Annotated in this window: 25 protein-coding genes; 16 read left to right on the plus strand and 9 right to left on the minus strand. The window is 72.8% G+C overall.

Annotation, left to right across the window (positions count from 1 at the left end):
- Position 1: 1 nt before the first annotated feature.
- Both ACFVU2_RS15440 and ACFVU2_RS15445 read right to left on the minus strand, forming a co-directional pair.
- Positions 2–4,603: an ATP-dependent helicase gene (locus tag ACFVU2_RS15440; protein ID WP_387876001.1), complete on the minus strand. Its 4,602-nt coding sequence runs from the start codon at positions 4,601–4,603 to the stop codon at positions 2–4.
- A gap of 60 nt (positions 4,604–4,663) precedes the next feature.
- Positions 4,664–5,314 carry an alpha/beta hydrolase gene (locus ACFVU2_RS15445; protein WP_387876003.1) on the minus strand — a complete coding sequence of 217 codons (651 nt, stop codon included), beginning with the start codon at positions 5,312–5,314 and terminating at the stop codon, positions 4,664–4,666.
- 116 nt (positions 5,315–5,430) lie between these two features.
- On the opposite strand from ACFVU2_RS15445, the gene ACFVU2_RS15450 reads away from it, so the two are divergent.
- Positions 5,431–6,015, plus strand: a complete 585-nt coding sequence (locus tag ACFVU2_RS15450) for an NUDIX hydrolase family protein (RefSeq protein WP_387876006.1) — start codon at positions 5,431–5,433, stop codon at positions 6,013–6,015.
- 3 nt (positions 6,016–6,018) lie between these two features.
- On the opposite strand, the gene ACFVU2_RS15455 is transcribed toward ACFVU2_RS15450, so the two are convergent.
- Positions 6,019–6,678: a TetR family transcriptional regulator gene (locus tag ACFVU2_RS15455; protein ID WP_387876009.1), complete on the minus strand. Its 660-nt coding sequence runs from the start codon at positions 6,676–6,678 to the stop codon at positions 6,019–6,021.
- Positions 6,679–6,737: 59 nt separating this feature from the next.
- Between ACFVU2_RS15455 and ACFVU2_RS15460 the strand changes: the two genes are divergently transcribed.
- The 3 genes from ACFVU2_RS15460 to ACFVU2_RS15470 all read left to right on the plus strand — a co-directional run bounded on the left by ACFVU2_RS15460 (position 6,738) and on the right by ACFVU2_RS15470 (position 9,136).
- Positions 6,738–7,604 (plus strand): SDR family NAD(P)-dependent oxidoreductase, encoded by an 867-nt coding sequence (locus ACFVU2_RS15460; protein ID WP_387876011.1) that lies wholly within the window; start codon positions 6,738–6,740, stop codon positions 7,602–7,604.
- A gap of 61 nt (positions 7,605–7,665) precedes the next feature.
- On the plus strand, positions 7,666–8,523 hold the full coding sequence (locus tag ACFVU2_RS15465; protein ID WP_387876014.1) for an alpha/beta fold hydrolase: 858 nt from the start codon (positions 7,666–7,668) through the stop codon (positions 8,521–8,523).
- A gap of 1 nt (position 8,524) precedes the next feature.
- Positions 8,525–9,136: a WHG domain-containing protein gene (locus ACFVU2_RS15470; RefSeq protein WP_387876016.1), complete on the plus strand. Its 612-nt coding sequence runs from the start codon at positions 8,525–8,527 to the stop codon at positions 9,134–9,136.
- On the opposite strand, the gene ACFVU2_RS15475 is transcribed toward ACFVU2_RS15470, so the two are convergent.
- Both ACFVU2_RS15475 and ACFVU2_RS15480 read right to left on the minus strand, forming a co-directional pair.
- Positions 9,133–9,576 carry a hypothetical protein gene (locus ACFVU2_RS15475; RefSeq protein WP_387876018.1) on the minus strand — a complete coding sequence of 148 codons (444 nt, stop codon included), beginning with the start codon at positions 9,574–9,576 and terminating at the stop codon, positions 9,133–9,135. The genes ACFVU2_RS15470 and ACFVU2_RS15475 overlap by 4 nt on opposite strands.
- Before the next feature lie 206 nt (positions 9,577–9,782).
- Positions 9,783–11,477, minus strand: a complete 1,695-nt coding sequence (locus ACFVU2_RS15480) for a DEAD/DEAH box helicase (protein ID WP_387876020.1) — start codon at positions 11,475–11,477, stop codon at positions 9,783–9,785.
- A gap of 262 nt (positions 11,478–11,739) precedes the next feature.
- Here ACFVU2_RS15480 and ACFVU2_RS15485 point away from each other — a divergent pair, with 262 nt between their 5' ends.
- Positions 11,740–13,959, plus strand: a complete 2,220-nt coding sequence (locus ACFVU2_RS15485) for a HelD family protein (protein ID WP_387876023.1) — start codon at positions 11,740–11,742, stop codon at positions 13,957–13,959.
- Between the two features lie 45 nt (positions 13,960–14,004).
- Here the strand turns inward: ACFVU2_RS15485 and ACFVU2_RS15490 are convergent, their stop codons facing one another.
- Complete coding sequence (locus ACFVU2_RS15490) at positions 14,005–14,691, minus strand: DUF1684 domain-containing protein (RefSeq protein ID WP_387876026.1); 687 nt, start codon at positions 14,689–14,691, stop codon at positions 14,005–14,007.
- Positions 14,688–15,266, minus strand: coding sequence for a hypothetical protein (locus tag ACFVU2_RS15495; protein WP_387876028.1), 579 nt, complete (start codon positions 15,264–15,266; stop codon positions 14,688–14,690). The genes ACFVU2_RS15490 and ACFVU2_RS15495 overlap by 4 nt, the downstream gene beginning before the upstream one ends.
- A 112-nt stretch (positions 15,267–15,378) precedes the next feature.
- Between ACFVU2_RS15495 and ACFVU2_RS15500 the strand changes: the two genes are divergently transcribed.
- The 6 genes from ACFVU2_RS15500 (at position 15,379) to ACFVU2_RS15525 (ending at position 19,390) form a co-directional block, all read left to right on the plus strand.
- On the plus strand, positions 15,379–15,876 hold the full coding sequence (locus ACFVU2_RS15500; RefSeq protein WP_387876030.1) for an EVE domain-containing protein: 498 nt from the start codon (positions 15,379–15,381) through the stop codon (positions 15,874–15,876).
- Entirely contained in the window at positions 15,873–16,475 is a 603-nt protein-coding gene (locus tag ACFVU2_RS15505; protein ID WP_387876033.1) for a 2-phosphosulfolactate phosphatase, read from the plus strand. The genes ACFVU2_RS15500 and ACFVU2_RS15505 overlap by 4 nt, the downstream gene beginning before the upstream one ends.
- A gap of 124 nt (positions 16,476–16,599) precedes the next feature.
- Positions 16,600–16,902, plus strand: coding sequence for a DUF427 domain-containing protein (locus ACFVU2_RS15510; protein WP_387876035.1), 303 nt, complete (start codon positions 16,600–16,602; stop codon positions 16,900–16,902).
- Between the two features lie 22 nt (positions 16,903–16,924).
- Positions 16,925–18,115, plus strand: coding sequence for a PQQ-dependent sugar dehydrogenase (locus ACFVU2_RS15515; RefSeq protein ID WP_387876037.1), 1,191 nt, complete (start codon positions 16,925–16,927; stop codon positions 18,113–18,115).
- Positions 18,116–18,226: 111 nt separating this feature from the next.
- Positions 18,227–18,736 (plus strand): hypothetical protein, encoded by a 510-nt coding sequence (locus tag ACFVU2_RS15520; RefSeq protein WP_387876039.1) that lies wholly within the window; start codon positions 18,227–18,229, stop codon positions 18,734–18,736.
- A gap of 126 nt (positions 18,737–18,862) precedes the next feature.
- The gene (locus ACFVU2_RS15525; RefSeq protein WP_387876040.1) at positions 18,863–19,390 is read left to right on the plus strand and encodes a SprT-like domain-containing protein; all 528 of its coding nucleotides are present in this window, start codon (positions 18,863–18,865) and stop codon (positions 19,388–19,390) included.
- Between the two features lie 12 nt (positions 19,391–19,402).
- Here ACFVU2_RS15525 and ACFVU2_RS15530 read toward each other — a convergent pair whose 3' ends face one another.
- The gene (locus tag ACFVU2_RS15530) at positions 19,403–20,011 is read right to left on the minus strand and encodes a GNAT family N-acetyltransferase (protein WP_387876042.1); all 609 of its coding nucleotides are present in this window, start codon (positions 20,009–20,011) and stop codon (positions 19,403–19,405) included.
- Between the two features lie 120 nt (positions 20,012–20,131).
- On the opposite strand from ACFVU2_RS15530, the gene ACFVU2_RS15535 reads away from it, so the two are divergent.
- The 4 genes from ACFVU2_RS15535 to ACFVU2_RS15550 are packed head-to-tail and all read left to right on the plus strand — an operon-like array spanning position 20,132 to position 23,020.
- The gene (locus ACFVU2_RS15535; RefSeq protein ID WP_387876045.1) at positions 20,132–20,746 is read left to right on the plus strand and encodes a CGNR zinc finger domain-containing protein; all 615 of its coding nucleotides are present in this window, start codon (positions 20,132–20,134) and stop codon (positions 20,744–20,746) included.
- A 23-nt stretch (positions 20,747–20,769) separates the two neighbouring features.
- A complete protein-coding gene (locus tag ACFVU2_RS15540; protein ID WP_387876047.1) occupies positions 20,770–21,531 on the plus strand; it encodes a LamB/YcsF family protein in 762 nt (253 codons plus the stop codon).
- Positions 21,528–22,145 (plus strand): 5-oxoprolinase subunit PxpB, encoded by a 618-nt coding sequence (pxpB, locus tag ACFVU2_RS15545; protein WP_387876049.1) that lies wholly within the window; start codon positions 21,528–21,530, stop codon positions 22,143–22,145. Before ACFVU2_RS15540 ends, pxpB begins: the two co-directional genes overlap by 4 nt.
- The gene (locus tag ACFVU2_RS15550) at positions 22,142–23,020 is read left to right on the plus strand and encodes a biotin-dependent carboxyltransferase family protein (RefSeq protein WP_387876051.1); all 879 of its coding nucleotides are present in this window, start codon (positions 22,142–22,144) and stop codon (positions 23,018–23,020) included. The genes pxpB and ACFVU2_RS15550 overlap by 4 nt, the downstream gene beginning before the upstream one ends.
- A gap of 12 nt (positions 23,021–23,032) precedes the next feature.
- On the opposite strand, the gene ACFVU2_RS15555 is transcribed toward ACFVU2_RS15550, so the two are convergent.
- A complete protein-coding gene (locus tag ACFVU2_RS15555; RefSeq protein ID WP_387876054.1) occupies positions 23,033–23,899 on the minus strand; it encodes a spermidine synthase in 867 nt (288 codons plus the stop codon).
- Between the two features lie 134 nt (positions 23,900–24,033).
- Between ACFVU2_RS15555 and ACFVU2_RS15560 the strand changes: the two genes are divergently transcribed.
- Complete coding sequence (locus tag ACFVU2_RS15560; protein WP_387876056.1) at positions 24,034–24,552, plus strand: hypothetical protein; 519 nt, start codon at positions 24,034–24,036, stop codon at positions 24,550–24,552.
- The last annotated feature ends 7 nt before the right edge of the window (positions 24,553–24,559 follow it).

The following is a 24,559-nucleotide window of genomic DNA, read 5'->3' on the forward strand; positions in this document are numbered from 1 at the left end:
TTCATGAGCGCAGGCGCAGTCCGCGCGGGATCGGCAGGAATCCGGCGTCCGCGAGCGCGTCGCCCGTCGGCGTTCCGAGCACGAACCCGCCGTTCACGGTCTCGACGGCGAGCTTGTCGACGCGTCGGGCGGTCACGAGCCCGGCGAGGGCGCGCGCGGCGGCGGTGAGGGCCGGTGCCGCGTCGGCATCCTCCGGGTCGGCGAACGAGAGCAGGCTCTTTCCTCCCCGCTCGACGTACAGGACGAGCTCCCCGTCGACGAGCACGACCAGCGCCCCGGCCTTGCGGCCCGGCCGATGCCCGGTGCCGGTCTCTGCGGGTACTGCCGGCCACGGCAGCGCCGCACCGTACGGGTTCGCCGGATCGGTCGCCGCCAGCGCGAGCGCCCGGTGCTCGCGCGACTGCAGCGGATCGCGGGTGAAACCGCGGAGCCGGTCGACGGTGGCACCCGTTGCGAACTGCGCGGCCCCGAGCGTCTCCACGAAATAGCCGCGTCGGGCGCGCCCCGTCTCCTCGAAGCCGCTGAGCACCTTGTACGCCAGCGCGAACCCGCCCGGCGTCCCCTCGTTCATCACCGAGCCGCGGGTCACCACGCCGTATCGGTCGAGCAGGGTCTCCGCCTGGCCGTGCGCGCGGACCGTGGAGTCGAGATCGCGTTCGGGCAGCAGCGACCAGCGGCCGGCGACGGTCGGCGGTCCCATCCGGGTGACCATCGCGGACCGCGCGGCGGCGCGCCCGCGGTACATGCGCGCCCGCGTCGGCTGCCGGGGCCGCTTGTGCGCGCCGGATCCACCGCCCGTGAGCGTGCGCAGCGGCGCGAGGGTGTCGTTCGTCAGGAGCCCGGCCCAGACCAGATCCCACAGCGCCGTCACCAGAGCGGTGTCGTCGACCGGACCGCCCGCGGCCGCACCCATCGCGTCGGACAGCTGGCGGAAGAAGAAGCCCCCACCCCGGGACAGGGCGTCCAGGACCCCGCGCTGCAGCTCGTCCGGCTCGTGCTCTCCTGGCGGGGCCAGTGTGAGGGGCGCGGAGTCGGCGAGGTGGAGGCTCATCCAGCCGTCCGAGCCGGGCAGCGAGCCGTCGCCCGCCCAGATGACCTCTCCGGTGGCGGTCAGCTCGTCGAGCATCGTCGGACTGTAGTCGGCGACACGGCTCGGCAGGACGAGCGACTCCCACGCCGACGCGGGCACGCGCGCGCCGGCCAGCTGCTCGATCACCGAGGCGACCGCGTCCACGCCGCGCAGCGTGGACCCGACGTGCTGCCAGTCGGGCAGGAACCGCGCGAAGGTCGCGGTGTCGACCGGCTCGACCTCGTGGCGCAGCGCGGCCAGGGACATCCGCCGCAGCCGGCGGAGCACCTCCGCGTCGCTCCATTCGCTGCCGTGGGCGTGCGGACGGAACTCGCCCTCGACGACGCGCCCGTCGTGTGCGAGCCGGCGGAGGGCGTCGTGGACGATGGCGGTGCCGAGGCCGAACCGTGCCGCGACGTCGGCCGTCTCGAAGGGGCCGTGCGTGCGGGCGAACCGGCTGACGAGGTCGCCGAGCGGATCGTCGACGGGCTCGATGAACGCGACCGGCACCCCGATCGGCAGCGGCACGCCGAGGGCGTCGCGCAGCCGGCTCGCGTCCTCGATGGCGGAGAAGCGGTCGACCCCGGCGATCGTGACGGCGAGTGCGCGCTTGGTGTCGACGAGCTGGGCGAGGTGGGTCGCGGCGACGGCGCGGTCCTCGTCCTCCGATCGCGCCGCGACCTCGTCGACGTTCAGCGGGCCGAGCAGCCGCAGCAGGTCGGCCACGCCCTCCAGCCCGTGCACCCGGCGCTCGGGGTCCAGTCGCTGCAACTGGAGTTCAACACGCTCGATGACGGCCGGGTCGAGCAGCTCGCGGAGCTCGGCGCGCCCCAGTAGCTCGGCGAGCAGCCCGGTGTCGAGCGAGAGTGCGGCGGCTCGGCGCTCGGCCAGGGGGCTGTCGCCCTCGTACATGAAGGCGGCGACGTAGCCGAAGAGCAGGGAGCGGGCGAACGGTGAGGCGGTCTCGGTGCTCGCCTCGACGATGCGGATCGTCCGCTGCTCGATCTGCTTGGCGATCTCGTCGAGGGCGGGTAGGTCGTAGACGTCCTGGAGGCATTCGCGGATGGTCTCGAGGATGATCGGGAAGCTGGGGTACTTGCGCGCGACGTCCAGCAGCTGCGACGCCTTCTGCCGCTGCTGCCAGAGCGGCGAACGCTTGCCCGGGTTGTACTTCGGCAGGAGCAGCGCACGGGCGGCGCACTCGCGGAAGCGGGACGCGAAGAGGGCGGAACCGCCGACCTCGTTCGTCACGAGCTCGTCCAGTTCCTGCGGTTCGAAGACGAAGAGCTCGCCGCCGGGCGGCTGGGATTCCGTGTCGGGAATACGAACGATGATGCCGTCGTCCGCCGCCATGGCGCCGGCGTCGATGCCGTAGCGCTCGCGCACGCGTGCCTGCACCGCCAGTGCCCACGGCGAGTGGATCTGCATGCCGTACGGGGAATGCAGGATGACCCGCCAGTCCCCGAGCTCGTCGCGGAAGCGCTCGACGACCAGCGTTCGGTCCGTCGGCACGTAGCCCGTCGCGGTCTTCTGCTCGGCCAGGAACGACAGGAGGTTGTTCGTCGCCCACGCGTCGAGGCCGGCCTCCACACAGCGCAGCTCCGCGTCGGCGGGGGAGGCCGTGCTCACCTCGCGCTGGAACGCGCCGACCGCGCGCCCCAGCTCGACCGGCCGCCCGAGCCCGTCGCCCTTCCAGAACGGCAACCGCCCCGGTTCGCCGAACGCAGGGGTGACCAGCACGCGATCGTGGGTGATCTCTTGAATGCGCCAGCTGGTCGAACCGAGGGCGAAGACGTCGCCGACCCGCGACTCGTAGACCATCTCCTCGTCGAGCTCGCCGACCCGGCTGGCCTTCTCGCCCACCATGTACACGCCGAAGAGCCCGCGGTCGGGGATGGTCCCGCCACTCGTCACCGCGAGGCGCTGCGCACCCGGACGGCCGGTGATCGCGCCCGTGTCGCGGTCCCACACCACGCGCGGCCGCAGCTCGGCGAACTCGTCGGAGGGGTATCGGCCGGCCAGCAGGTCGAGCGTGGCGTCGTATGCGCTGCGGGGGAGGGTCGCGAAGGGGGCGCTGCGGCGCACGGTGTCGAACCAGTCGTCGGCGTCGAGCGGCTCCAGTGCGCAGGCGGCGACGGTCTGCTGGGCGAGGATGTCCAGCGGATTCGCGGGCACCCGCAGCGTCTCGATCAGTCCCGCGGTCATCCGCTCGGTCGCGACGGCCGAGTGGATCAGGTCGGCGCGGTGCTTCGGGAAGACGACGCCGCGGCTGATCTCGCCGACCTGGTGCCCGGCCCGGCCGACGCGCTGCAGACCGCTCGCGACCGACGGGGGAGCCTCCACCTGCACGACGAGGTCCACGGCGCCCATGTCGATGCCGAGCTCGAGGCTGGAGGTCGCGACCACGCAGCGCAGACGCCCGGACTTCAGGTCGTCTTCGATGAGCGCTCGCTGCTCCTTGCTCACCGAGCCGTGGTGGGCCCGCGCGAGCACGAGGGAGTCCGCGTCGTCGGCGACCGCCTGCGTTCCGCGGGTCTGCCCCGAGCCGCCCATGAGCTCGGCCGGAGGCCGCCGCACGGCGCTCCCGTCGAGCGCACCGCCGAGCACCCGCTCCTCATAGATCTCGTTGAGCCGCGCCGTCAGCCGTTCGGCCAGTCGCCGCGAGTTCGTGAAGACGATCGACGACCGGTGCTCGACGACGCGGTCGACGATGGCCTCCTCCACGTGCGGCCAGATCGATCCCGCCTGCGGGGGCGAGCCGTCGTCGTTGCCGCTCGCGAAAGTGGACGTGCCGAGCTCGCTCATGTCCTCCACGGGCACGACGACACGCAGATCGAAACGTTTGCCGGACGGCGGCGCGACGACCTCGACGGGGCCCCGCCCGCCGAGGAAGCGCGCGACCTCCTCGGGCGGGCGCACCGTCGCCGAGAGGCCGATCCGCTGCGCCGGCTTCGGCAGCAGGGCGTCGAGCCGCTCCAAGGACAGGGCGAGGTGCGCCCCGCGCTTCGTCGAGGCGACGGCGTGCACCTCGTCGACGATGACCGTCTCGACCGAGGTCAGCGTCTCCCGCGCCTGGGAGGTGAGCATGAGGAACAGCGACTCGGGAGTCGTGATGAGGATGTCCGGTGGGTTCGTGACCAGCGCACGGCGGTCGGAGGACGGGGTGTCGCCGGAACGCACCCCCACCGTCACGTGCGGGGGTTCGGCGCCGAGCCGCTTCGCGGTCTGGGTCACGCCCACGAGAGGCGCTCGCAGGTTGCGCTCCACGTCGACGCCCAGTGCCTTCAGTGGCGAGATGTAGAGCACGCGCGTGCCCTTCGGCGCGTCCGGCGGGCGCTCGTCGCTCGCGAGCCGGTCGATCGCCCACAGGAACGAGGCCAGGGTCTTGCCCGACCCGGTCGGGGCGATGACGAGCGCGTGCCGGCCGTGCGAGATCGCCTCCCAGGCGCCCTCCTGGGCGGGCGTGGGCGCGGCGAACGCCCCACGGAACCACTCACGGGTCGCGGGGGAGAACCGCTCGAGCACGTCGCCCATCCACCCCATCCTGCCCCCGACCCCTGACAGTGTCAGGTGGGGCTGCTGCCGGCGGCCGGGTCAGCGGGCCAGCCGGGCGCGGATGAAGGTCGAGATGTCGCCGAGCTCCAGGGGGGAGATGCCGTGGCCCATGCCCTCGTAGATCCGCGCGTCGAGCGTCGAATGCCCGGGCAGCCACTCCGCCGTCCGGGCGATGGATGCGGCCGGGATGGTGTCGTCGAGCGTGCCGCGCCCCCAGAACACCGGGACGGGGTCGCGTGTGAGTGCCGTGTCGCCCTCCTGCTCGCCCTGCACGACGAAGCCGGAGAGCTGCACGGCGTAGTCGAAGCGTTCGGGAGCCAGGCGCAGCAGCTGCAGGGCCATCGCCCCGCCCTGCGAGAAGCCCAGGAGCCCGGTCGGGGCCACCGGCTGCTCGTCCAGCCAGTCGAGCACCGCCCGGGCGGCCGCATCGGCATTGCCCGCGAGCGGATCGCTCGGAACGTTCGTGAACCGCGAGAACCACGCGAAACCCGGCCCTTCCGGAATGGGTGCGCGCAGCGAGGCGATCACGGGTTCGAGCGGAAGGTAGGCCGCGATCCCGAAGAGGTCCGCCTCGTCGGACCCGTAGCCGTGCAGGAGCACGAGGAGGGGTCGGTCCGCCCGATCCTTCTCGCCGGCTGACCAGAGCACGGCATCGCGGTCGATGTGGAGGTCGGGTGTGGGAAACGGCACACCGACCATTCTGTCCCCCTTGGTGAACCGCTTCACAGCCCCCGATCGCGTGTCGCCTCTGCACAGATACCCGGTTCTGTGGAGTCACCCGGCTGCGCGTTCCGTACTATCGACCCATGAGCGTGCGCACCCCGGATCCCGATCCGACCCCCGATCCGCTGCCCGGCGACGGCGCGCAGCCGGGCCCGGCCTGGTTGAGCGACATCGAGCTGGAGCAGATCCGGCGGCGGCTGCCGCTCCTATACGTCGAGGCGGTGCCGGTGCGCGTCGACGGCCTCGGTCAGGTGACGCACGTCGGCATCCTGCTGCGCGCGAACGCGATGGGCGAGATCACGCGCACCCTCGTCTCGGGTCGCGTGATGTACGGCGAGACGCTGCGGGAGGCGCTGTTCCGGCACCTCGAGAAGGACCTCGGACCGATGGCGTTCCCGCTGCTGCCGGCCAGCCCGGTGCCCTTCCACGTTGCCGAGTACTTCCCGATGCCGGGGGTCACGGCCTTCACCGACGAACGTCAGCATGCGGTCTCCCTCGCCTATGTGGTCCCGGTCACAGGCACCTGCGAGCCCCGGCAGGATGCGCTCGAGCTCACCTGGATGACACCGGAGGAGGCCGTCTCCCCGACCGTCGCCGAAGAGCTGGAGGGCGGCCGCGGTGCCCTCGTCAAGGCCGCGATGGCGTCCGTGGGGCGCATGGCGCCCTGAGGTTCAGCCCGCTGCGTCCATCCCCGCCAGCAGTGCGGTGAGCACCCGGGTGAGCCGCGGGCCGACATCGACGATCGCGTGCCGGAGGCGCGGGTCGCTGCGGTAGAGCGCCTCGAGCTCCGGGCCCGGTGTCGCCATCTGCCACTGCGCGCCGGCCATGCTGGTCGCTGTGGCGATCACGTCGATCGCCTGCAGTTCGGTGAGGCCCGGTCGCAGCCGGCGCAGCTCCCCGGCGATCGCCTCCACGCGCACGTGGACGTCGAGCTTGAAGTCCCGCACCGTCTCCACCGACACGTTCCGCTCGAGGTTGAGGGGGGTGTGGGCGAGGAGATCACAGAACAGCGGCCGCGACACGAGGGTGTCGCTGAGAGCCGAGGCGAGGCGCAGGGGGGTCGCGCTCCGCCACGACGACAGCAGGGGCAGCAGCCAGCCGGCCCACGATCGCCACTCCTCCGCCGTGAGACGCAGGAAGATCTGCTCGCGCGTCTCGAAATAGCGCAGGAGGCCCGACTTGTGCATGCCCACCGCTTCGGCGATGTCCGTGAGGGTGACCTCGCGCGTGCCCTGGCGCTCCGCCTCGGCACGCGCCGCCTGCAGGATCGCCGCTTCACGGGCGAGTTTGGCGTCGGCGGATCGGGCGCGCTCGAACGACGGGGCTGTCATGGGCCCACTCTAGCGCAACTGAGTTGCGTTATTAACAAAACAGTGTTGTACTAACTCGCATGACTGAGTTCACCTGGTTCATCACCGGTTCATCGCGCGGCTTCGGTCGCGCCCTCGCCGAGGCGGCCCTCCGTCGCGGCGATCGCGTCGCCGCGACGGCGCGCACCCCCGATCAGCTCGCCGACCTCGTCTCCGAATACGGCGACGACCGGGTGATCGCGCTCCCGCTCGACGTCACCGACCCCGTGGCTGCTTCGGCGGCGCTCGCTGCGGCGCGCGAGCGGTTCGGTCGTATCGACGTGCTCGTCAACAACGCCGGCTACGCGAACGTCTCGCCCATCGAGACGGGTTCGCCGAGCGACTTCCGCGCCCAGTTCGAGACCAACTTCTGGGGCGTCTACAACGTCACGACGGCAGCGATCCCGATGCTGCGGGAGCAGGGCGGCGGCCTGGTCGTGCAGTTCTCGTCGGTGGGAGGCCGCGTCGGCGGCTCGGCCGGTATCGGTTCGTACCAGGCCGCCAAGTTCGCGGTCGACGGCTTCAGCCGGGTCCTCGCGGCCGAGACGGCCCCGTTCGGTGTCCGGGTGCTGGTCGTCGAGCCGAGCGGGTTCGCCACCGACTGGGCCGGGTCGTCGATGTCGGTCGGCGAGATCCCGGCCGACTATGCGTCGACGGTGGGCGCGATGGGTATTCTGCGCGAGGGGAGCGTCATGGCCGGCGATCCCGTCCGCGCGGCCGAGATCCTGGTGCGGGTCGCGCATTCCGAGCGGCAGCCATCGCACCTGCTGCTCGGCCGGACCGCGGTGACGATGGCGCTCGCGTACTCCGAGAGCCAGTCGGAGGAGGCGGCCGTCTGGCGCGCGGTGAGCATCTCGGCCGATTCCGGCGAGGAGTACCCGGTGCCGCTCCCGGAGGATCCGGCCTGACGTCGGATTTCAGCGGAAATAGTGCTTGCATTCGATGGCTAATGGTATTAGCTTTACGGCTATGAACACTTCCATCGCCTCGCAGGTCCGCTACCTGCAGCGCCCCGAGGGACGCGTCAGCTACACCGTCGAGGGCTCCGGCCCGCTCGTGGTCGCCGTCCCCGGGATGGGCGACCTCCGCTCCAGCTATCGCGAGCTCGTCGGCCCGCTGGTGGAGGCCGGGTACCGCGTCGCGGTCACCGACCTCCGCTCCCACGGCGACTCCGACACCGGGTTCCGCACCTTCGGCGACATCGCCACCGGGGGCGACCTGCTGGCTCTCATCGAGGAGCTCGGCGGACCCGCGGTCGTCCTCGGCAACTCGATGGGGGCTGCGGCCGCCGCCTGGGCCGCCGCCGAGCGACCCGACGCGATCGTGGGTCTCTCGCTGTACGGCCCCCTCCTGCGCGACCCGGCGGCGAGCCGCGTGACCGCCGCGTTCCAGAAGATGCTGTTCGGCCTGCTCCTCGCCCGGCCCTGGGGCGCGGGATTCTGGGCGGGCTACTACAAGAAGCCGCTCAACAAGGGACATGCTGCACCCTGGCTCAACGAGCACGTCGCGGCCATCCGCGCGAGCCTGCGCGAGCCCGGCCGCCTGCGCGACTTCCGCCGGCTGGCGCTCCAGCTCACGCACTCGGTCGTCGAGCCGCGGCTGCCGGAGGTGCACGCCCCGATGCTCGCGTTCGTCGGCGAGTTCGATCCGGACTTCCCGGACCCCGCCGCAGAGGCCGACTGGATCGAGTCGCTCGGCGCCCGCGTGGTGCGTGTCCCCGACGCTGCCCACTACCCGCATGCGCAGCGGCCGGACGTCACCGTGCCGGCGACCGTGGAGTTCCTGAACGAGCGTCGCGCGGCGGGATGGGCCGGGTCGCGTGCCTAGGGTGGGCCTGAGCCGCGCCGCGGTCACGGCCGTCGCCCTCGATCTCGTCGACGAGGGCGGGGTGGCCGGCTTCGACCGCCTCACCCTGGCCGCCGTCGCCGCGCGGGCCGGCGTCGCCGTCCCCAGCCTCTACAAGCACGTCGCCTCCCTCGGCGACCTGCGCCGACTGGTCGCCACGGACGCCGTGGCCGAACTGACCCGGACGCTCGCGGCGGCCACCATCGGCAGGTCGGGTGTGGAGGCCGTGCGCGCGGCTGCCGTCGCCCTCCGCGGCTACGCGCGCGTGCATCCCGGGCGCTACGCGGCGACGCAGGTCGCTCCGCACCTCGCCGACCCCGCCGACACCGAGCTGGCGGAGCGCGCTGCGGAGACGCTGCAGGTGCTGTCGGCGGCCCTCCGCGCCTTCGGCTTGCCGGACGACGCGAACGTGGACGCCATCCGCATCCTGCGCAGCTCCCTCCACGGCTTCATCAGTCTGGAGCTGGGCGGCGGCTTCGGCCTCCCGGACGACCTCGACCGCACCTTCGACCGCCTGGTCGACGTGGTCGCTACGGGCCTGGAGGCGATGGCGGCGATGAGCGCCGACGACGCTGTGGAGGCTCGTCCGGCCTAGGTCCGCCTGCGGCGGGCGATCTCGTCGGTGAGTCGCTGGACCTCGGCGGGGTCCGCATCCCGGGCGAGCGCGACGCAGTGGTCGAAGACGCCCGGCCGGTAGCGCACGGGCATCGTCTGGCCGGGGGAGAGCCGGGTGAGCTCGGTGACCGTGAAGTCTTCGTCGGCGATGCCGCGGAACGAGACGCCGTCGGCGGTCTCCACGTCGAGCATCAGCACGAGGCGTGGATTGTGATTGACCTCCCGCCAGTCCACGAGGACGCCGAGGGCGAGGGCTCCCGTACGCAGTTCCGCCGTGCGTCTGCGTGCCTCGCCGCTCAGGGCCGGGTTCGGGGCGACGCCCGGAAAGGCGGGTCCGACGCCGAGCGCCTCCCGGCTCAGGTCGGGCCTGAGCTGGGCCATCATCTCTTCGAGGCCGGGCTTCTTCTTCGAACCGAACATCCTGATCTCCCCCTCGCATCAGTGGCGGGCGCATCGGTGGCGGGCACGCCGGCGCCGGGACCGGGACCGCCGCCTCAGCGCTTCGCTCTCACCGCGATCGTACGGGGTGGCCCGGCGAAACGAGAGCGGGGCCGCGACGCGCCCCGGTCGTGATGACCGGACGGCGTGCCGCGGCCCCGCTCCAGCAGAAGTGCCGGTTGCCGGACTCAGCCGCGCGCGCGGCGCGAACCGAGGCCGCGGCTGGTGCTGCCGTTGACCAGGTCGCCCATGCGGATCTGCCCGCCGGAGCGACGGTCGCCGCCGCTGCGCGACGACGACGGCGACTGCTTCGCCGACGAACGCTCGGCACCGTGGCGGCCGCCCTCGACCGCGTCGCGTCCGCGACCGCCGCGAGTGCCGTTGCCGGACTGTCCGCCGCGTCCCTGGCCGTTCTGGCTGCCCTGGCCGCCCTGGCCCTGGCCGCCCTGGCCGCCGCGCCGACGCCCCTGGCCGCTCTGCTGCTGGCCGTCGCGCTGCTGTCCGTCCCGCTGGCCCGCGCCCTGGCCGTCACCGGCCGAGCCGTTCCCGCGTCCGCGACGGCGACGGCCGCCGCCGGCCGACTCGCCGGAGGACGCCTGCGAGCGGCGCTGGCCGCCCGACTTCGGCGCGCCGGATCGTCCGCCGCCGGACTGCGCACCGCCGGGGCGTCCGCCGCCCGACGCCGCGGGGGCGGCGGAGGGTGCGACGCGCTCGGCCGGCTCGCCGACGAGCTGGGTCACGGCCGGGGAGTCGGCGGTCACCTTCTGCGGGGTCACGGTGATGGCTGCGTTGCGCAGGAGGACCTTCACGTCGCCCGCCTGCTCCGAGAGCATCACGGTCACGACGTCGCCCGCGCTGCCCGCGCGAGCGGTGCGGCCTGAGCGGTGGAGGTACGCCTTGTGCTCCGCCGGCGGGTCCACGTGCACGACGAGCTCGACGTCGTCCACGTGCACGCCGCGTGCGGCGACATCCGTGGCGACGAGCACACGCACCTCACCCGAGCCGAATGCGGCCAGGTTGCGGTCGCGGGCGGGCTGGGAGAGGTTGCCGTGCAGGTCGACCGCCGGCACGCCGGACGCCGTCAGCTGCTTCGCGAGGCGCTTGGCCTGGTGCTTGGTGCGGGTGAAGAGGATGCGGCGGCCGCGCCCCGAGGCGAGGGCCGTCACGAGGTCCTTCTTGGCATCGGGGTCGCGGACCTCGAAGACATGGTGCGTCATCGCCGCGACGTGGCTGGTGGCCTCGTCGACGGAGTGCATCGCCTCGTTCTGCAGGAACCGCTTGACGAGCTTGTCCACGCCGTTGTCGAGCGTGGCGGAGAAGAGCATGCGCTGGCCGCCGCTCGGGGTCTTGTCCATGATGCGCGTGACGACGGGCAGGAAGCCGAGGTCGGCCATGTGGTCTGCCTCGTCGAGGACCGTGATCTCGATCCGGTCGAGCGAGATCTCGCCCTGCTTCATCAGGTCGTCGAGGCGGCCCGGGCAGGCGACGACGATGTCGACGCCGGCGCGCAGCGCCGCCACCTGACGGCTCTGCGAGACGCCGCCGAAGATCGTGGTGATCGCGAGGCCCGCGGAGTCGGCGAGCGGCTTCAGGGTCGCCGCGATCTGTGTGGCGAGCTCGCGCGTCGGGGCCAGCACGAGGCCGCGGGGGCGGCTGTTGCGGCCGCGGGTCGGGGCGCCGTCGGAGAGGCGAGCGACGAGGGGCAGGCTGAACGCGATGGTCTTGCCGGAGCCCGTCTTTCCGCGTCCGAGCACGTCGCGGCCGGAGAGGGTGTCGGGGAGGGTGTCGGCCTGGATCGGGAACGGCTCGCTCTTGCCGTCGGCCGCGAGGACGGCGACGAGGGGAGCGGGCACGCCGAGATCGGCGAAGGTCGTGGTGGTCACTGGTGCCTTTCGGGCATAAGGCCCCGGCGCAGGTGTTCTGTCGGACGCACGGGACGAAAAGGGCGAAGGTGCGGGATGCACGTTTCGTTCGCCGTGAGAAAGTGGCGCATGCGGGGCTGGGCCCGTCGCGTGCGCGGTGCGTTCTACGACGCAGGAGCCGTCGGATGGCTCACAGTGACTCCATCTTACAGGACGTGGCTGAGAGCGCAGTCCCGGCTGGAGGTCGTAGACTTTCGGCCCGGAATCGAGAGGCGGTCATCGGGTGCACGAATCGGAGCTCGATCGCGAGCGAGCGGTCGTCGAGGGCCTGTACGAGCGACTGGATGTGCTCCGTGCGGAGACGGCCGATCGACTGACCCGCGTGCGCCGCGAATCCGTCGGGAGCAACCATCAGGCCCGCAGCGAGCGCGACGCGTTCGCGCGGCTATATGAGGATCAACTCACGCAGTTGCGCGAGGTGGATGCCCGCCTCGTGTTCGGGCGGTTGCTCCTCGACGAACTCACGGACGGGTCGGCCCACCGCTACATCGGCCGTATCGGGCTGCGCGACGACGACCAGCGATCTCTGCTGGTCGACTGGCGCGCCCAGCAGGCGGGAGCGTTCTACCAGGCGACGGCGAGCGAGCGGATGGGGGTGCGTGCGCGCCGCCACCTGACGATGACCGGCCGGGAGGTCGTCCGGATCGACGACGAGGTCTTCGACGAGTCCCTGCTGGCGGGGGACCGCGCAGAGGGCGAGTCCGTGCAGGGCGAGGGCGCGCTGCTGGCCGCGCTCACCGCGCAGCGCACGGGCCGGATGGGCGACATCGTCGCGACCATCCAGGCCGAGCAGGACCGCATCATCCGCTCCGATCTGCGCGGCGCGCTCGTCGTGCAGGGCGGTCCGGGCACGGGCAAGACCGCGGTCGCGCTGCATCGCGCCGCGTATCTGCTGTACGCGAACCGTCAGCGGCTGGGCTCCTCCGGCGTGCTGGTCGTGGGGCCGTCGACCGCGTTCCTGCGCTACATCGAGGCCGTGCTGCCGTCGCTCGGCGAGACCGGCGTCGTCCTGCAGACCCTGGGGGAGCTGTTCCCGGGAGTGGAGGCCTCCGCTGACGACGAGGCCGAGGCCGCCCGCCTGAAGGGCTCCGCGCAGATGGCCCGGCTGCTCGCCCGAGCGGTCCGCTCCCGGCAGAAGCCGCCGGAGCAGGAGCAGACCGTCGTCGTCGACAACGAGCGTCTCGTGGTCCGGCCCGACCTCGTCCAGCGCGCGATCGCCAAGGCGCAGCGCACCGGAAAGCCGCACAACATCGCCCGGGTGACGTTCGTGAAGCAGGCGCTCGCCGAGCTGACGGACCAGCTCGCGGCCCAGCTGCGGGCGTCCGGCTCGACGCTCGACGACGCCGACCTGAAAGTGCTGAGGGAGGATCTGCGCAGCTCCTACGACGTGCGGGTGCTGCTCAACACGGCGTGGCTCCCGCTCACGCCGCAGAAGCTCCTGCAAGACCTGTACGCGCGTCCCGCGTGGCTCGCCGAGCTGACCCCGCGCTGGACCGACGCGCAGCGCGCTGCGCTGCTGCGGGAGCGCTCGGCGCCGTTCACCATCTCCGACGTCCCGCTGCTCGACGAGGCCGCGGAGCTGCTCGGCGACTTCCCTGGCCGGCCCGACCCTGCGGGCCGCGAGCGCGACCGCCAGCGCAAGCGCGACCTGGAGAACGCCAAGGCCGCGATCCGCAACATGGGGGTCGAGGGTCTGGTGAGCGCCGAGCAGCTTGCCGACGGCTTCGCCGAGCAGGTGGACCGCGGCACGACGGCCGAGCGGGCCTCCGCCGATCGGTCGTGGACGTACGGCCACGTGGTCGTCGACGAGGCGCAGGAGCTCTCGCCGATGCAGTGGCGCGTGCTGGTGCGGCGCTGCCCGATGAAGTCCTTCACCATCGTCGGCGACATCGCGCAGGTCTCGTCCCCGGCGGGGGCGTCGAGCTGGTCGAGCGCACTCCAGCCGTACTTCAAGGAGGCCTGGCGGCTCGAGGAGCTGACGGTCAACTACCGGACGCCGGCGCAGATCGCGCAGGAGGCGGAGCGCCTGGCGCAGACCGCCGGCCTCCCGATCACGCCGACGCGCTCGGTGCGCGAGGGCGAGTGGCCGATCCGCCGGGTGAGCGCGGACGGCGCCCCGCTCCCCGACGCGGTGGTGGCCGCCGTCGAGCACGATCGCGGCATCGATGCGCAGGGCACGCTCGCTGTGATCGCCCCGGTGCGGGACGTCGATGCCGTGGCCGCCGCCATCGCGGATCGGTACGGCGAGCACGCGGGGCGGGGCGCCGCGGGGCTCACGCGCCCGATCGCGGTGCTCAGCGGCTACGAGGCCAAAGGGCTGGAGTTCGACGCGGTCGTCCTCGCCGACCCCGACGCGCTCGCGGGCGAGTCGGCGCGTGGGGCGGCCACGCTCTACGTCGCGATGACCCGGCCCACCCAGCGCCTCACGCTCGTCGGGCGCTGAGGCCACGCACTCGACTTCCCGGCACTCGGCTTCCCTGCGCGCGTGCTACGCGTACGTCCCGGCGTACCGCTCGCCGACTGGGATCTCCGTCGCGAGCGTGTTGCCGGCCTGAGCGAGCGGGCAGGCCCAGGCCGGGTCGTACGCGCACGACGGGTTGTAGGCGAAGTTGAAGTCGAGCACGATCGTCGCCTCGCCGTCGTCCGCGTCGAGGCCCAGGTCGGCGCCCTTGATCGTGTCGATCAGATAGCGTCCGCCGCCGTAGGTGCCTCCGGGGCGCCCGGCGAGCGCGTCCTTCACGGGGACGAAGATGCCGCCGCCGTACGACGACAGCCGCCACACGTCCAGGGTCCCGGCGAGCGGGACGCGCACGGTGCCCAGCAGCTCGAACGGCACGACGCCGTCGGTGCCGGTCTCGACATCCATCCGGCGCGGCTCGGCCGGAGCGTGTACCGGCAGCTCGAACCGCCACTCGGGGTCGTAAGCGGCGACCGGCAGCCCGGTGAACCGCGCGCGGTCCTCGGGGAGCAGCGGGGACGCGGGATGCGACGAGAACAGATCGTCACGGCACGAGATCCAGTGGGCGTGCGCCGCCATCGGATCCGAGCCGGCCAACCGGCGCACCGACGCGTAGAGGGCGAAGACGCGGCGGCGCCAATCGGCGGTCTGCACCGCGGTGACGGCTCGGGAGGCGGTGGCCGCTCCCGCGGCCGGGTCGTCCTCGACGGTGCTCATGGTGCCTCCTCCGTGCGGTCCGGCTCCTCCGGCCTCCCGGTCACGCTACCGTGCTCGGGATCGAGTTCGGGGTCGTAGGCCCAGGTCGGCGCGAGAGCCCGCAGCCGATGGCCCCGCCACTGCCAGAACGCCCAGAGCGTGTACCAGGCGATCGGCGTCAGCGCCCCCGCCCGTACGATCAGCTGATCGCGGTAGAGCGTGCGCAGCTTTCCGTCCGGCCCGGGCCCGGCCGGGTCGGCGGCGATCGCCATGCGGTGGTCGAGGCGGGGGAGCGCCGACAGCACGCCTCCGGTCCCGCCGCCGCTGTCGCGCAGGATGCGGGTGCCGTGTTCGACGCCGCCGGCCGGCCGCAGGGTGTCGAGGCGGATGGCTTGGGTCCCCACCGTGAACGCCCCGAGCGCACGGACCTTCACCCGGTGCTCGCCCTGACCCCAGACGGTGGGGAACGCCGTCGCGCCGTCGGGGCGGAAGTCGAGCCAGGGGAGGGCGACCTCCCGGAACGCGGTCGGGCTCTGGAGTGCCCGCCAGGCGGCGTCCGGATCGCAGTCGAGGATGAACTTGAGCAGCACGCGCATCTCCCCAGTGTCACCCCGGCGTCGCTCCACGGGACCGTCCGAGGCGCGGTTCCCGGCGCATTCCCGACTCCGCCTCGCACGCCGTGTCGGCGGGATGCGCTACAACGGGAGCATGGCGATCCGCTATTGGCTGGGTGTGGTGCAGCGAGACCACGTCCTCCGCGGTGTCGCCGGCGGGTTCGCGCAAGTGAATCACGGTGCGCGCGGGCCGCTCGAGCAGATGGGCGAGGCCGACGGCTTCGTGTACTACTCGCCCAAGACGGCGTATCCGGACGGGGAGCCGCTCAAGGAGTTCACGGCCGTCGGCCGGGTCGTCGACGCCGCAGCCTTCCAGGTTACGCAGGGGGCGTCGATGCGCGGTCCGGCCGCCGACTTCCGCCCGTGGCGCCGTCGGATCGAATGGGACCACGACGCCGTCCCGACCCCGATCCGTCCCCTGCTCCCGTCCCTCGACTTCACGCGGGACAACCGCGACTGGGGGTACCAGCTGCGCCGCGGGATGATCGAGATCTCCCGACACGACTTCGAGCTGATCCGCCGTCAGATGCGGCCGTCACCCGGCGAAACACGCCCGTCGCGTCCGCTGCCCCGCACTACGATGGCCCGGTGACCGAGCAGAGCACCCTCCCGACCGCTGTTGCCTCCGCTGTTCCGGCAGCCCACCGCCAGGCCAAGTACCAGGTCCGTTTCGACTGGGCGGCTGAGGGGGCGCGTGCAGTGGCGGAGGACGCCGACATCGTCGTCTGGGTGGACGCCCTCGGCGACGGTGCGATCGACGCCTCGGCGCCGGACCTCGCTGCGATCCCCGGATTCGGAGCCGTGATCGCGGCCGGCCTCACCAACCCCGCCGCCGTCGCGGAGTGGGTGCTCGCCGAGCAGGTGCGCCTCGGGCGCCGCGCGATGATCTCGATCGTCGCCGCGGGAGGCGCGACCGCGGGCGGCTCCACGCGCTTCGCGGTCGAAGACCTCCTGGCGGCCGGTGCCGTCGTGGACGCGCTCGCCGTCGTCGGCATCGACTACAGCTCGCCCGAGGCGGCCGCCGCCTGCGCCGCGTTCACCGGCCTGCGCGGCGCCGTCGCCCACTTGCTGACCGCGTCCGCCTCCGGGCAGGACCTCGTCTCCGCAGGCGTCGCTCCGGCCCGGATCGCCTCCGCCGGTCGCGCGGGCACCGTCGACGAGGTGGACGTGCTCCGCGCCGCCACCGCCTGACAGGCGCCGCCACCAGCTGACAGGCATCTTCGCGGTCGGCGGGAGTACGCTGCGCGCAATCGAACTACTGCGCACGGAATGATCGGGCCGGATCGAGCGTTCCGCCCTGCGAGGAGGTTGCATCATGAAAGCAGTCCTGAACGACACCGTCATCGCCGAGGCTCCCGAGGAGGAGCTGATCCGCATCGAGGGCAACTGGTACTTCCCGCCCGCGAGCGTCAAGTCGGAGTACCTCGTCGAGAGCGCCACCCCGTACACCTGTCCGTGGAAGGGCGACTGCCAGTACTTCTCGGTGAAGGACGGCGACGCGCTCCTCCAGGACCGCGCGTGGTCCTACCCCACCCCGTACCCGACCGCGTTCGACCGCGTGGGCAAGGACTTCAGCGACTACGTGGCCTTCTGGAAGGAAGTCCAGGTCGTCGACTGACCTGCCTGGCGTCGGGGTCGCCATGAGCAGGAAGCGCTTGGCGCGTTCGGCGCGCGCGGCGGGAGTAGCGGCGCTGGCCGTCGCGGCGCTCGCTGCGCTGTCTGCCTGCGCCCCGCCCGCCCCGTCGCCGACCACGACGCGCACCGGCAGCCCCGCTCCGCAGCCGCGCCCGACCGGTACGTCGTCGGCCGTCGCGGCGGTGCCACTGCAGCCTGCGGGGGATGCGACCGTGCTGGAGACGGGGCTCGACGCGCCGTGGTCGGTCGTCCCGCTCCCGAGCGGCTCCGCCTTGATCAGCGAGCGCGACTCCGGTCTCGTCCGGGAGCGGTTGCCGCAGGGCGGACTGCGGGATGTCGGCACGATCCCCGGGGTCGTCCACGCCGGCGAGGGCGGGCTGCTGGGCCTCGCCGTCCCGGCCGGATCGGAACCGGCCCAGCTCTACGCGTACGAGACGACCGCCGACGACAACCGGGTGGTGCGTCTGCCTCTGGACGGGGTGCCCGGCAGCTACGCGCTCGGGGCCCCGGAGACCGTCGTCTCGGGGCTCCCGAAAGGGTCGAACCACAACGGGGGCCGCATCGCGTTCGGACCGGACGGGATGCTGTACGTCACCGTCGGCGACGCCGGCGCCACCGCGAACGCCCAGAACCTCGGCTCCCTCGGCGGCAAGATCCTGCGGCTCACCCCGGAGGGCGGGGTGCCCGCCGACAACCCGTTCCCGGGCTCGCCCGTCTGGACGTACGGTCACCGCAACCCGCAGGGCATCGGCTGGGATTCGCGCGGGACGATGTGGGCGAGCGAGTTCGGGCAGAACACCTGGGACGAGCTGAACATCATCCGTCCGGGCGCGAACTACGGCTGGCCGGTCGTGGAGGGCATCGGCGGCGATCCCGCCTACACCGATCCCGTGCAGCAGTGGCGCACCTCCGAGGCCAGTCCGAGCGGGCTCGCCGTGGTCGGGGACACGATCTTCATCGCCGCCCTCCGGGGCGAACGGCTCTGGACCGTGTGGTCGACCGCCGGCGGCGCGCCGGTCACGGCCGAGGCGTTCTACGACGGCACGTTCGGGCGTCTGCGCGACGTCGTGGCGCACGGCGACCGCCTGTGGGTGCTCACGAACAACACCGACGGCCGTGGCGATCCGCGGTCCGGCGACGATCGGCTCCTGGAGGTCGCCCTCGCTCCGGCGGATCCGGCGCGACTCCCGGGCTGAACCGGTCGGTCGTGGCCCGGCGACCGGGCGCGCTGCAGGTAGTCTGGATGCCGAACCGCACGATTCGGGAGCAGAACCCTGAACATCATCCTCGGATACGATCCGTCCACCTTGCGCGAGCGCGTCGACCTGCGCGCCGCCGGCGACCGGCTGGACGAGCTCGGCAACCTGCGCAGCATGAGCGCGCTCAACGAGAAGACCGTGCTGCTGCGCCTTCTCGACCGGCTCGACGAGGCTCTCACGATCGGCACCGAAGCGGTGCGGCAGGCTCGTTTCACCGGGGATCGGGAGCAGCTGATCGGTGCCCGGATCCGTCGCGCGCAGGTGCTCCAGTATCTCGGCAAGTTCGACGACGCCGTCGTCGAGCTGAGCGATTGCGTCATGGAGGCCCGCGGGCGGGAGTGGACCGCGCTCGAGGCGTTCGCGATCCAGAGCCGGGGCAAGGTCTACTTCGATATGAAGGACTACGACAACGCCCTCTCCGACATGACCGCAGCGGTGTTCCTCCGCGAGAAGCTCGGGGCGTCCCCCGCCGAGATCGAGGGCGCGCTCACGGCCGTCGCGGTCGTGCAGTCCTTGTCCGAGGAGCAGCACGCGGCGGGCGGCGATCCGGCGGAATGACCGTCGACGGCCCGGGCGCGTGGCCTGGAAGGCTCGCGCGCGCCCGCGTAGGATTCGTGGCATGACCGGATGCACCGCCCCCCGCGCCGTCGGGACGGCCGTGCGCGCACACGGGGCCGGGCGCTGATGGCGGAGCTGGATCGCGTGCGCCGGTGGGCCGACGCCCTCATCGCCCTCCACCTCGACCCGGCTGCGTGGAGCTTCGGCTTCGACAATGCCAAGACCCGCGCCGGGCTGTGCAACTACACGACGAAGACCATCACCGTGTCACGCTACCTGGCGACCCGCTACGACGACGACGAGATCCACCAGGTGCTCCTGCACGAGGTGGCGCACGCGCTCGCGGGCTCGCGGGCCGGTCACGGGCCGCGGTGGCGCGCGATCGCCCTCGATCTCGGCTACGAGGGTAAGCGGCTGCACGGTGGGGCCATCGCGGACGATCTCGCGCCGTGGGTCGGCACGTGCCCCAACGGCCACACGCACTACCGGTACCGCAAGCCGGCGCGCGCGCTGGCCTGCGGAGCCTGCAGCCGCCGATTCGACGCGGCGAACCTCATCTCGTGGCAGCACCGCGAGGTGACGCCGGCTCAGCGTCGCACGGCGGCCGCCGACGCGCGCGAGGTCGGCGATCCGGCCGCCCGCGCGTGGCGCTAGGTTCCAGGCGCGCTAGGCCGGCTGGGCCGATAGGCGCTCGTCGAGTCGTGCACGCACGTCCGGCCACTCGTCGCTGAGGATCGAGTACACGGCGGTGTCGCGCCAGCTGCCGTCGGCGCGGCGCTGCGTGTGACGCAGCACGCCTTCGAACTGCGCGCCGAGACGGAGGATCGCGTTCCGCGAGCGTTCGTTCAGGACGTCCGCCTGGAGCTTGACCCGCTCGAGGCCGTGGTCGAACGCGGTCCCGAGCAGCAGCCGCTTGGTCTCTGCGTTGACCCGGGTGCCCCAGACCTCCGGGGCATAGGCGGTCCAGCCGATGTGGGTGGAGCCGTTCGCGAGGTCGAAGTCGCCCAGTGTGGTGGTCCCCACGATCCGGTCGCCGTCGCGCAGGGTCACGGCCGTGACGTTCCCGGTCTCCCAGGCGAGGTAGGTCAGGATGAACTCCCGCCACTCCTCGTAGGTGTCGCGGTAGGCGGCGGGTCCGCCGCCCCATCCGCCCGCGAAGACCTCGGGGCGCCCGATGGCGTCGAAGAGGTCGGGCAGGTCGTCGAGCGTGAGCGCGCGGAGGCGGACGGTGGCTCCCTCGAGCACGGCGGTGGGATCGGGGCGGGTCGCGGTCATCCCGTCAGTATCGCAGGGGGCGCGTGCCTCCGCCTCTCCGGTGGCGGGGCGCCGGTGCGGTAGCCTTCTGGAGGCCTCGGCCCGGCGAGAGCCCCCGATGTAACCGGATATATTGGTTACATGGCGACCGATTCCATCCTCCCCCGCGGCACCGGACAGTGGATGGAGGACACCGACGGTCCGCGCTGGTGGTTCGACTCCGGTTCCCTCGCTCTCGACTTCGCCTACACCGGCGGCCTCGACCGCCCCGAGGAGTCGCAGCCCGTTGCCGATTCCGGCGCGTTGAACGACTGGCTCGTCGACCGCTTCCCCGAGGTCGCTCCCACGGCCGCCGAGCGCGAGTTCCGTGACGCGACGGCCTTGCGTTCCGCGATCGGCCGGCTCGCCCGCCTCGCCAGCCGCAGCGAGCCCCTCGCCCCCGACGATGTCGACGTCGTCAACCTCTTCGCCGCGACCCCGGACATCCCTCCCGTGCTCCCCGGCGGCGGTCGGCAGGCCGGCCGCACCAACGCCCGCCCGCACCAGGCCCTCGGCACCGTCGCGCGCGACGCGGTGCGCCTGTTCGGTCCGGAGGCCGACGGCCGCATCCGGGAATGCTCGGCAGACGACTGCGAGCTCGTCTACCTGGACACCTCCCGCAGCGGCAACCGGCGCTGGTGCTCGATGCAGCGCTGCGGCAACCGTGCCAAGGTCCGTGCGCATCGCGCCCGCGCCGGTGCGCGCGCACCGCGGTAGGGCGAGCACGCCACAATAGGGGGATGGCACGCTCCGTCGACCTCAACTGCGACCTCGGCGAGTCGTTCGGCGCCTGGACCATGGGCGACGACGATGCTCTGCTGGACGTCGTCACCAGCGCGAACGTCGCCTGCGGATTCCATGCCGGCGACGCGGCGACGATGCTGGCGACCTGCCGGACGGCCCTCGCCCGCGGCGTCACCGTCGGCGCGCACGTGTCGTACCGCGACCTGGCCGGTTTCGGGCGTCGCTCGATGGATGTCCCTCCCCGCGAACTGCACGCCGAGACCCTCTATCAGCTCGCGGCGCTCGCCGGGATCGCCCGCGTGGCCGGCACCCGGGTCGCCTATGTCAAGCCGCACGGCGCGCTCTACAACCGGATCGTCCGCGACACCGCGCAGGCGCGCGCGGTGGCCGAGGCCGTCGCCGCCTTCGATCCGTCCCTCGCGCTCCTCGGGCTCGCAGGCTCGGAGATCGAGCGCGCAGCCTCCGATGCCGGGCTGCGGTTCGTGCGCGAGGCCTTCGTCGACCGTGCCTACCGGGCGGACGGCACCCTCGTTCCGCGCACGGAACCCGGTGCCGTCCTGCACGGCGACTCCGAGATCGCCCACCGTGCACTGCGGCTGGTCACCGAGGGCCGGGTCGTCGCGGCCGACGGCACGGACATCCCCGTCGAGGTCGACTCCCTCTGCGTCCACGGCGACTCGCCGGGTGCGGTCGAGATGGCGCGCGCCGTGCGGGGCCGGCTGGACGCCGCCGGAGTCGTGGTCGGAGCGTTCGCATGAGCCTGCGCATCCTCCCCTCGGGCGAGCGCGCACTGCTCGCCGAGCTCGACGGGCTCGAAGACGTCCTCGCCCTCTATCGCGCGCTCGACCAGGACCGGCCGGCCGGGGTCATCGACCTCGTCCCGGCCGCACGCACGCTGGGGATCGTCGTCGACCCGCTGATCCTGCCGCTCACCGCGGCGCAGGCCTGGGTGGAGCGCGCTCGTCCGGTCCCGGCTGCGGGGTCGGTGCAGGCCGTCGTCGAGATCCCGGTGCGCTACGACGGCCCGGACATCGCCGAGGCCGCCGCGCTGCTGGACCTCGCGCCGGCGGAGCTGATCGCGCTGCACACCTCCTCGTCCTGGCACGTCGCGTTCGTCGGATTCGCTCCCGGCTTCGGCTACCTGGTGACCGACCACGACCGGCTGCGCATCCCACGCCGGGCGACCCCGCGCACGTCCGTCCCCGCCGGATCGGTCGGCCTCGCAGGTGAGTTCAGCGGTGTCTACCCACGGTCGAGCCCGGGAGGCTGGCAGCTGATCGGCACGACCGACGCGGTGCTGTGGGACGCCGAGGCCGACCCGCCCGCGCTGCTGCGGCCGGGGGTGCCGGTGCGGTTCCGGGAGGTGCCATGAGCCTCCGCGTGCTGGAGAGCGGTCCGCTCGCCCTGATCCAGGACCTCGGCCGCCCGGGCTGGGCGGCGCTCGGCGTCGGCCCGTCGGGGGCGCTGGACCGGGCAGCGCTCCGGCTCGGCAACCGGCTGCTCGGCAACGCGGAGGGCGACGCCGGAGTGGAGGTGCTGCTCGGAGGGTTCAGCGCCCGGTTCGAATCGGAGACCTGGTTCGCGCTGACCGGGGCGGAAGGCGCGATCGAGCTCGACGGCCGCCCGGTCGACCCGCATCTCGCGGTGCACGCGGCGGCGGGGGCGGTGCTCCGCGTCGGCGCCCCGGATCACGGGATGCGGCACTACCTCGCCGTGCGCGGCGGATTCGATGTGCATCCGGTCCTCGGGTCGCGGTCCCGGGACACGCTCGCAGGCCTCGGGCCGGAGCCGTTGCGGTCCGGTGACGTGCTGCCGATCGGCCGCGCACGAGGCGCGGTCGCGCCATTGGACTTCGTGCCGCTCACTGCGCCGACGCGCGGGCCGATCGATCTGCGCGCCCATCGGGGCCCGCGCGCTGACTGGTTCACCGAGGCCGCCTTCGACGCCTTCCACGACGCTGCGTGGACGCTCAGCGCCGAGAGCAGCCGCATCGGCGCGCGGCTGGATCCTCCCGCCGCCGGCCGGCACGCCGCGCCCCTGCTCGAGCGGTGCGTGGCCGCTGAGCTGCCGAGTGAGCCGATGGTCGCCGGTTCGGTGCAGGTCTCGCCGGACGGCCGGCCCACCGTGCTGCTCGCCGACCACCCCGTCACCGGCGGCTACCCCGTCATCGCCGTGGTCGCCGACGCCTCCCTCGACCTCCTGGCGCAGGCACGCCCCGGCCAGGCCGTGACCTTCCGCCGGGCGTGACGCCGCGCTCCATCAGTCGCGCCGGTTGCCGGTCTGGAAGATGCTGCGGGCGGGTGGGGGAGAGGGGACGCTCGTCGCATCCGTGACGATCGGTGCATTCGCCGCGAACGTGCGCAGCTCCTCGCCCGCGACCGCCTTCGCCGGGTGCGGTCCGCTCGCGAGGAGGCGCGGCAGCCATTCCATCGGCAGCGGCGCGTTCGAGCCGACGAGCACGACGTTCCCGAAGCGGCGGCCCTTCAGCACCTGCGTCTCGGCCAGCGCCGCGACGTGACCCACCGCCGCGCCGAGCGTCGACACCTGGCTCCGCGCGAACGCGAGGGGCGGCCCGTCGGCGACGTTCACGAGGACGATCCCGCCCGGTTTCAGCAAGGAGACCGCCGACCGGTAGAACTCGATGCTCGTCACGTGCGCCGGGGTCCTCGCCCCGCTGAAGATGTCGATCACCAGCAGGTCGACCTCGCCGCGCAGCCCGGCGGGCAGCTTGCCGACCACCTCGCGCGCGTCCCCGTGCCGGACGCGGATCTGCGCGTACCGGGGGAGCGGGAGCTCCTGGCGCACCAGGTCCACCAGCTTGCTCTCCAGCTCCACGACCTGCTGCCGCGATCCCGGCCGCGTGTAGGCGACGTAGCGCGGGAGGGTCAGCGCACCGGCTCCCAGGTGCACCGCCGTGATGGGCTCGCCCGGGTCGCCGATGAGGTCGATGACGTTGCCCATCCGCTGCACGTATTCGAAGAACAACTGCGACGGGTCATCGAGATTCACGTGCGACTGGGGCGTCCCGTCGACCACGAGCTGATACGCGCCGGGTACGAACCGGTCCGGCTCCACGCTGGCGGTGTAGCCGCTCTCGGACAGGACGACCGACGGGTTCTCTGGCACGGGCCCAGCGTAGCCGCCTCCCACCTCCACCCGCCGATCTCCACCCGCGTCTCCACCCCAGGGCTGTCCCGCCCGCGGGCGCCGCGCGTCACGCTGGAGGGGTAGGTCGGAGGCTCCGGCCGGGAAGGCTGGTCATGACGGTTCAGACGCTCGGGAACGCGGTGCTCATCCTGCTGCTCATCGGATGGGTGGGATACAAGCAGCTCGTGTGGCGACCCGTCGTGGTGGCGCGCATGTGGCGGGGGCCGGCGATCTTCGCCATCGTGGGCGCCGTGCTGCTGGTGCAGCAGGTGAAGCCGACGCAGCTGACGGCTCTCGACCTCGCGGTGGTCGTCGGCGAGCTGCTGCTGTCGCTGGGCATCGGGGCCTGGATGGGCGCGATCGCCCGGTTCCGCCCTCTCGCCCAGCCGATGGCGACGGGGAAGGACGGGCGCGACATCGCCTTCTACGAGTCGCGGACGGGCGTGCTCGGGCTCGTGCTGTGGGTGGGCGTCATCGCCGTCCGCGTCGGGGTGGATGTCGTGGCCGCGCAGGCGGGCTCGCACCTGGCTGCCGCCACCGGCGTCATCCTGCTGGTGTTCGCGGCGAACCGTGCGGCGCGGACGGCCGTCTTCGCGGCGCGCCTCGATCGTCACCGCGCGCTCGCAGCATGATGGTGCT

Source organism: Leifsonia sp. NPDC058194, assembly GCF_042883605.1.
Taxonomy (GTDB): Bacteria; Actinomycetota; Actinomycetes; order Actinomycetales; family Microbacteriaceae; genus Leifsonia.